At 68.0% G+C, this 6,537-nt stretch carries 7 protein-coding genes; 3 read left to right on the top strand and 4 right to left on the bottom strand.

The annotated features are described in order from the left end of the window. Positions 1 to 37: 37 nt before the first annotated feature. On the top strand, positions 38 to 310 hold the full coding sequence (locus tag GDR74_RS04435) for a hypothetical protein (RefSeq protein ID WP_152585170.1): 273 nt from the start codon (positions 38 to 40) through the stop codon (positions 308 to 310). Between the two features lie 17 nt (positions 311 to 327). Here the strand turns inward: GDR74_RS04435 and GDR74_RS04430 are convergent, their stop codons facing one another. Beyond that, a complete protein-coding gene (locus GDR74_RS04430; RefSeq protein WP_152585169.1) occupies positions 328 to 1,419 on the bottom strand; it encodes a 2'-deoxycytidine 5'-triphosphate deaminase in 1,092 nt (363 codons plus the stop codon). 356 nt (positions 1,420 to 1,775) lie between these two features. Here GDR74_RS04430 and apaG point away from each other — a divergent pair, with 356 nt between their 5' ends. Next, the gene (apaG, locus tag GDR74_RS04425) at positions 1,776 to 2,168 is read left to right on the top strand and encodes a Co2+/Mg2+ efflux protein ApaG (protein WP_152585168.1); all 393 of its coding nucleotides are present in this window, start codon (positions 1,776 to 1,778) and stop codon (positions 2,166 to 2,168) included. A 7-nt stretch (positions 2,169 to 2,175) separates the two neighbouring features. Next, on the top strand, positions 2,176 to 3,348 hold the full coding sequence (argE, locus tag GDR74_RS04420; protein ID WP_152585167.1) for an acetylornithine deacetylase: 1,173 nt from the start codon (positions 2,176 to 2,178) through the stop codon (positions 3,346 to 3,348). Between the two features lie 15 nt (positions 3,349 to 3,363). On the opposite strand, the gene GDR74_RS04415 is transcribed toward argE, so the two are convergent. The 3 genes from GDR74_RS04415 to GDR74_RS04405 are packed head-to-tail and all read right to left on the bottom strand — an operon-like array spanning position 3,364 to position 6,481. Continuing rightward, on the bottom strand, positions 3,364 to 4,353 hold the full coding sequence (locus GDR74_RS04415; protein WP_152585166.1) for an Hsp33 family molecular chaperone: 990 nt from the start codon (positions 4,351 to 4,353) through the stop codon (positions 3,364 to 3,366). Then, entirely contained in the window at positions 4,350 to 5,276 is a 927-nt protein-coding gene (argF, locus tag GDR74_RS04410; RefSeq protein WP_152585165.1) for an ornithine carbamoyltransferase, read from the bottom strand. Before argF ends, GDR74_RS04415 begins: the two co-directional genes overlap by 4 nt. After that, positions 5,273 to 6,481: an aspartate aminotransferase family protein gene (locus tag GDR74_RS04405; protein WP_152585164.1), complete on the bottom strand. Its 1,209-nt coding sequence runs from the start codon at positions 6,479 to 6,481 to the stop codon at positions 5,273 to 5,275. Before GDR74_RS04405 ends, argF begins: the two co-directional genes overlap by 4 nt. Positions 6,482 to 6,537: the final 56 nt, after the last annotated feature.

The following is a 6,537-nucleotide window of genomic DNA, read 5'->3' as shown; positions in this document are numbered from 1 at the left end:
TATCCCCCCTCTCGCCCGTTGCAGCAGGAGGTCCCGCATGAGCGTCGAACTCGATTCCCTCGTGGCCCTCGGGGTCGTGCTGGCCACCGCGACGACGGACGCGGCCTACGTGTTCTTCAATGCGGCCGTGGTGGCGCGACGGCGCGTGAGGGCCGCGAACTGGAGCGGCATCTGGTATCTGCTCTCCGCCTTCGCGGTCATCAGCTACACGGAACATGCGATTTACGTGCTGTTCGCAGCCTTCGGCTCCTGGATCGGAGCCTTCCTCTCCGTCACCTGGCTCGCGAGGTCGCCGAACCCCGCCGGGTGAAGGACTTCACCGCGGCATCAGCGGAAGTGCTTCGACAGTTTCAGGCCCTGCGCCTGATAGTTCGACCCTGCGCCGGAACCGTAGAGAACCCGGGGCCGCTCGGCCATGCGCTCATAGACGAGGCGGCCGACGATCTGGCCGTCCTCCAGGATGAAGGGCACGTCCCGCGAGCGCACCTCCAGCACCGCCCGCGCCCCCTCCCCTCCGGCGGGCGCATGGCCGAACCCAGGATCGAAGAAGCCGGCGTAATGAACCCGGAACTCCCCCACGAGCGGGTCGAACGGAACCATCTCGGCCGCATAGTCCGGCGGCACGTGCACCGCCTCCTTGGAGGCGAGGATATAGAACTGTCCGGGATCGAGGATGAGGGTGCGGCTGGCATCCGCGTAGAGAGGTTCCCAGAAATCCGAGATTCGGCAGGATCCCGGCCTGTCCACGTCGACGAGGCCCGTATGGCGCTTGGCGCGGTAGCCGATGAGGCCATCCGAGTTGAAGCCGGACAGGTCGACGCTCACCGCGACTCCATCCTGAATGGAGGGCTCCGCCGAGGTCACGATGCGCTCCCGCTCGTGGAGCGCGTGAAGCTCCGCATCGTTCAGGCGCACCTCGCCCTTGCGCAGGCGCAGCTGCGACAGGCGCGTGCCCGTCCGCACCAGCACGGGAAAGGTGCGGGGGGAGATCTCCGCATAGAGCGGCCCCCCGTAGCCGGCCCCGATGGTGTCGAATTCCTGTCCCCGGTCGGTGATGACCCGGGTGAACACGTCGATCCGGCCCGTCGAGCTCTTCGGGTTGGCCGCCGCCGAGAGGTCGGAAGGCAGCGCGAGGCTCTCCTGGAGTTCGGCGATGTAGACGCTGCCGGTCTCCAGGATGGCGCCGGCGCCCAGGTCGATCTCATGGAAGCTCAGCTGGGCGAGGCGGTCCCGGACCGTATGGTGCGGGCCCGGCAGGAAGCTCGCCCGAACCCGGTAGGCCCGCCGCCCGAGCCGCAGGTCCAGGCTCGCCGGCTGGACCTGGTCCGGAGCGAAGGGCGCTTCCGGCCTGATCGCCCCCTCCTCCGCCAGTCGCACGATGGTTTCGGCCGATTGGATCCCGTCCCGCAACGCAACCATGTCTTTCCCGACGGGCTTCGGCCCACTCCCCTGGTGAAACGTCGCTTTATCTCTAGAGCATGGAGCGCAGAAGTGGGAACCGGTTTTGCGCAAAAAGATGCGCTAAGTCAAAACTTGAGGCACCGGGCGCGAACGCAAATTCACAGCCGGTACCTTTAGGGGCGGCGTGAGGGCCCTCAGGGCGGATTGACGATCCGGCAACCGCGCTCGCGGATGTGGGCCCGCGATGCCGGGGGTGCGCCGGTCGCCCTGGGGCATCCCTGTCTCCCCTCGATTGACGAGGACCCAAGCCCGCCTTACCACGTCTCCAGGGCCGCCTTCCATCGTTCCCGCGGCGGCGCTCTCGAGGGAGTACCATGTACAAGGCTGTCACACGCGGCATCAGCATCACCGTGACACCCCGCTACATGCCGGAAGAGTCGTCCCCTGCCGACAACCGCTATTTCTTCGCCTATACGGTGGAGATCATCAACACCGGCCTCGAGCGGGTGCAACTGCGCGCCCGCTACTGGAAGATCGTCGACGAGCGCGGGCAGACGCAGGAGGTCCGCGGAGCCGGCGTGGTGGGCGAGCAGCCCGTCCTCGGCCCCGGGGAGAGCTACAGCTACACCAGCGGCTGCCCGCTGACGACGCCGAGCGGCACCATGCAGGGCTGCTATGTGATGGAAACGAGCAGCGGCGAAACCTTCAACGCCGAAATCCCTGCCTTCTCACTCGACAGCCCGCACACGAAACGCGTGGTCCACTGAGGTTTGCATGTCCCCCAAAGGTCAGCGGCTGACGCCGCTCGAAATGCTCGCGAAGCTCGTCTCGTTCGATACGGAGAGCTCCAAGTCCAACCTGCCGCTCATCGAATTCGTCGAGGACTACCTGCGGAGCTGGGACGTGCCCTTCGTGCGCGTGCCGAACGCGGCGGGCGACAAGGCCGCGCTCTATGCGACCGTCGGGCCCAGCGACAGGAGCGGCATCGTGCTCTCGGGCCACACCGACGTCGTGCCGGTGACGGGCCAGGCCTGGACGTCGGATCCCTTCGCACTCCGGGTCGAGAACGGGCGCGCCTACGGGCGCGGCGCGGTCGACATGAAGGCCTTCGATGCGCTGGCGCTCGCCCTCGTGCCGGATTTCCTGGCCGCGAACCTGAAGACCCCGATCAACATCATGCTGTCCTACGACGAGGAGACGACCTGTCTCGGCGTGGTGGACACCATCCGCCGCATGGGGCGCGAGCTGCCGCTCCCCAAGGCCGCCATCATCGGCGAGCCCACGTCGATGGAGGTGGTCGACGCGCACAAGAGCGTCGTGACCTTCGTGACCACGGTGCATGGGTTCGAGGCCCATTCCTCCAAGCCCTACCTCGGCGCCAGCGCCGTGATGGCAGCGGCCGAGCTGATCTGCGAGCTCAACCGGATTGCCGACGAGATGATGGAGCGCGGCGATCCGAGCGGGCGTTTCGACCCGCCCTACACCACCGTGCATGTGGGCGTCGTCGCGGGCGGCACGGCCCGCAACATCATGGCCAAGACATGCACTTTCCACTGGGAGTTCCGCGGCCTTCCGAGCCTCGACCCGCGGGAGATTCCCGACCGGCTCGACCGCTTCGCCCGCGAGGTCGTGCTCGAGCGGATGAACCGCTTCGGCGAGTTCGGGCGGATCGAGACGCAGCTGGAGGTCGCCGTTCCGGGGCTCGCGCCCGATCCGGGCTCGCCGGCGGAGTCCCTCGCGCTCCGCCTCGTGGGGAAGAACCGGACCCAGACCGTTCCCTTCGGCACGGAAGCGGGACATTTCCAGGCGGCCGGCATCCCGACCGTCGTCTGCGGCCCGGGCTCCATCGATCAGGCGCACCAGCCGGACGAGTACATCACGTTGGAGCAGCTTGCCGCGGGCGAGGCCTTCATGCGCCGCCTCGCCGCAGCATGTGCGGAAGCCTGAGCGGCGCCCGGAGGCTCAGGTCTCGGCCTTTGCGACTTCGGCCTCCACCTCCGCGGGATCGAGGTCGTAGAAGCGCGAGCAGAACTCGCACGTGATGCCGATGCGCCCGTTGTCGCCGACCATGTCGCGACGGTCCTGCGGGGAGAAGCGGCGCATCATCGACATGATGCGGCCCTCGGAGCAGCGGCATTCCTCGTGCACCTTCTGCCCCTCGAAGACGCGCACGCCGCGCTCGTGGAACAGGCGGTAGAGCAGCCGCTCGCTCGAAACCGCCGGATCGATCAGCTCGTGATCCTCCACGGTCTCGAGGAGTGCCTTCGCCTCGACCCAGGCATCGTCCTCGCGGGGGGCGGAGAGGTTCTCCGAAGGATGGCCCTCCGGGATATCGCCCGGCGAGAGATCGGCCTGTCGCATCCGCTCGGGCGAGCTCGGCAGGAACTGGATCATCAGTCCGCCGGCGCGGTAGGTGTGGCGCCCGTCCTCGAACTGCTCGGCAACCGCGAGGCGCACGCGGGTCGGGATCTGCTCGGACTGGCGGAAATACTGGTGCGCCGCCTCCTCGAAGCCCTGCCCCTCGAGAGCGACCACGCCCTGGTAGCGGTTGCGGTCCGGGCCCTGGTCGATGGTCATGGCGAGATAGCCGGAGCCGAGGAGATCGCCGGTCCGCGCCGCGGTCGCGCCGAGCGCCTCGATGCGCTCCTTGTCGAAGCGCGCGGTCGCCCGCAGGCGGTCCGGCGCGTCGAAGTCCACCACCACCATCTCGATGGGGCCGTCCGACTTGGTCTGGAGCTGGAAGCGCCCCTGGAACTTGAGGGACGAGCCGAGCATCACCGTCAGCGCCGCCGCCTCGCCGATGACGCGGGCCACCGCATCCGGATAGCCGTGACGCATGAGGATGGTGTCGATGGAAGGCCCGAGCCGGACGATCCGGCCGCGCACGTCGAGCGGCTCGACCGCGAACGGCAGGACGACGTCGTCGGCGCCTTCGAAGGATGCGGCCGTCATTCGCCGGCCGCTCCCAGGCACCAGGCCAGAATGCCCTTCTGGGCGTGAAGCCTGTTCTCCGCCTCGTCGAAGACCACCGACTGCGGCCCGTCCATGACCTCGTCGGTCACTTCCTCGCCCCGGTGGGCCGGCAGGCAGTGCATGAAGATCGCGTCCTTGGCGGCGACGCTGATGAGCTTGGCGTTGACCTGATAGGGCTTGAGGAGGTTGTGGCGGCGGAACTCGTCCTCGTCGCCCATGGAGACCCAGCAATCGGTGACGATCGCGTCGGCGCCCTCCGCGGCCTCGAATGCGTCGGTGGTGACCACGATGTCCGCTCCTTCGCTCTTCGCCCATGTCAAAAGCTCCGGGCGGGGCGCAAGTTCCGGCGGCGAGGCGATCCGCAGCGTGAATTCGAGCCGCGCGGCCGCATGCACCCAGGAGGCGAGCACATTGTTGGCATCGCCCGACCAGGCGATCGTCCTGCCCTTGATGGATCCGCGATGCTCCTCGAACGTCATCACGTCCGCCATGATTTGGCAGGGATGCGTCATCTTCGTGAGGCCGTTGATGACGGGGATCGAGGCGTTCTGCGCCAGCTCCGTCACCATGGCATGGTCGAGGGTGCGGATCATGATGGCGTCCACGTAGCGGGACAGGACGCGGGCCGTGTCGGCGATGGTCTCGCCGCGGCCGAGCTGCATCTCCTTGCCGGTCAGCATCAGGGTCTCGCCCCCCAGTTCGCGCATGCCCACGTCGAACGAGACGCGGGTGCGGGTGGAGGGCTTGTCGAACACCATGGCGAGGACCTTGCCCTCGAGGGGGCGTTCCTTGGCCCGCTCGCCGCGGCGGCGCTTCGCCTTCAGGGCGGAGCCGATCTTCAGGACGTGACGGATCTCGGCGCCGGACAGGTCGCACAGGTCGAGAAAGTGACGGGGTTTCATTCGGCGGCTCCCTGCCGGGCGACCCGGTCCAGCTCGGCTTCGATGTCGGTGCAGGCGGCATCCAGGCGCTTCATGGCCTCTGCGATGTCGGCCTCCGTGACGATCAGGGGCGGCAGGAGGCGGGCGACGTTGTCGCCGGCGCCGATCAGGATGATCCTGTTCCTGCGGGCGGCGGCGATGAATTCCGTGTTGGGAACGTGCGTGCGCAGGCCCATCATCAGGCCCTGCCCGCGCACCTCGGAGATGACGCCGGGATGGCGGTCCATCAGCTCGGCGAGGCGCTGCTTCAGGAGCAGGCCCATGCGCTCCACCCGCTCCAGGAATCCCGGCTCCAGGATGACGTCGAGCACCGCGTTGCCGACCGCCATGGCGAGCGGGTTGCCGCCGAAGGTGGTGCCGTGGGTCCCGACGGTCATTCCCTGAGCGGCCTCGGCCGTGGCGAGGCAGGCCCCGAGAGGGAAGCCGCCCCCGATGCCTTTCGCGACCGACATGATGTCCGGGGTCACCCCGGTCCATTCATAGGCGAAGAGCCTGCCGGTCCGGCCCACGCCGGTCTGGATCTCGTCGAAGATCAGCAGGAGGCCATGGGCGTCGGCGATGTCGCGCAGGGCGCGGATGAAGGCGTTGGGCGCCAGGCGGATGCCGCCCTCGCCCTGGATCGGCTCGATCATGAGCGCCGCCGTCTCGGGGCCGATCGCGGACTTGAGGGCGTCGAGGTCCCCGAAAGGCACCTGATCGAAGCCCTCCACCTTCGGCCCGAACCCTTCCAGGTACTTGGCCTGCCCGCCCGCCGCGATGGTGGCGAGGGTCCGGCCGTGGAAGGCGCCCTCGAAGGTGACGATGCGGAACCGCTCCGGATGCCCTTTCGCCGAATGGTACTTGCGGGCCATCTTGATGGCGGCCTCGTTGGCCTCGGCCCCGGAATTGGAGAAGAAGACCACGTCCGCGAAGGTGTTCTCCACGAGCCGGCGGGCGAGGCGCTCGCCCTCCGGGATCTGGAACAGGTTCGAGGTATGCCACAGCTTGGCCGCCTGGTCGGTCAAAGCCTTGACCAGGTGGGGATGGGCGTGCCCGAGGGCGTTCACGGCGATCCCGGCCCCGAAATCGAGATATCGCTCGCCGTCTCGGCCGAAGAGCCAGGGGCCCTCCCCCTTTTCGAAGGATATATCGGCACGTGCGTAGGTCGGCAGCAATGGCGACGTCACGGGGTCGTTCTCCGCTTGGAAGGCCAGGGGACCATAAGGTCGCACCTGGGCCGGAA

This window comes from Microvirga thermotolerans (assembly GCF_009363855.1).
Lineage (GTDB): Bacteria > Pseudomonadota > Alphaproteobacteria > Rhizobiales > Beijerinckiaceae > Microvirga > Microvirga thermotolerans.
This window is presented reverse-complemented; position numbering and strand designations above follow the sequence as displayed.

Excerpts from the sequence above, each read along its gene's own strand:
- GDR74_RS04435 (WP_152585170.1), top strand. The coding sequence starts at position 38 with ATGAGCGTCGAACTCGATTCCCTCGTGGCCCTCGGGGTCGTGCTGGCC.
- GDR74_RS04430 (WP_152585169.1), bottom strand. The coding sequence starts at position 1,419 with ATGGTTGCGTTGCGGGACGGGATCCAATCGGCCGAAACCATCGTGCGA.
- apaG (WP_152585168.1), top strand. The coding sequence starts at position 1,776 with ATGTACAAGGCTGTCACACGCGGCATCAGCATCACCGTGACACCCCGC.
- argE (WP_152585167.1), top strand. The coding sequence starts at position 2,176 with ATGTCCCCCAAAGGTCAGCGGCTGACGCCGCTCGAAATGCTCGCGAAG.
- GDR74_RS04415 (WP_152585166.1), bottom strand. The coding sequence starts at position 4,353 with ATGACGGCCGCATCCTTCGAAGGCGCCGACGACGTCGTCCTGCCGTTC.
- argF (WP_152585165.1), bottom strand. The coding sequence starts at position 5,276 with ATGAAACCCCGTCACTTTCTCGACCTGTGCGACCTGTCCGGCGCCGAG.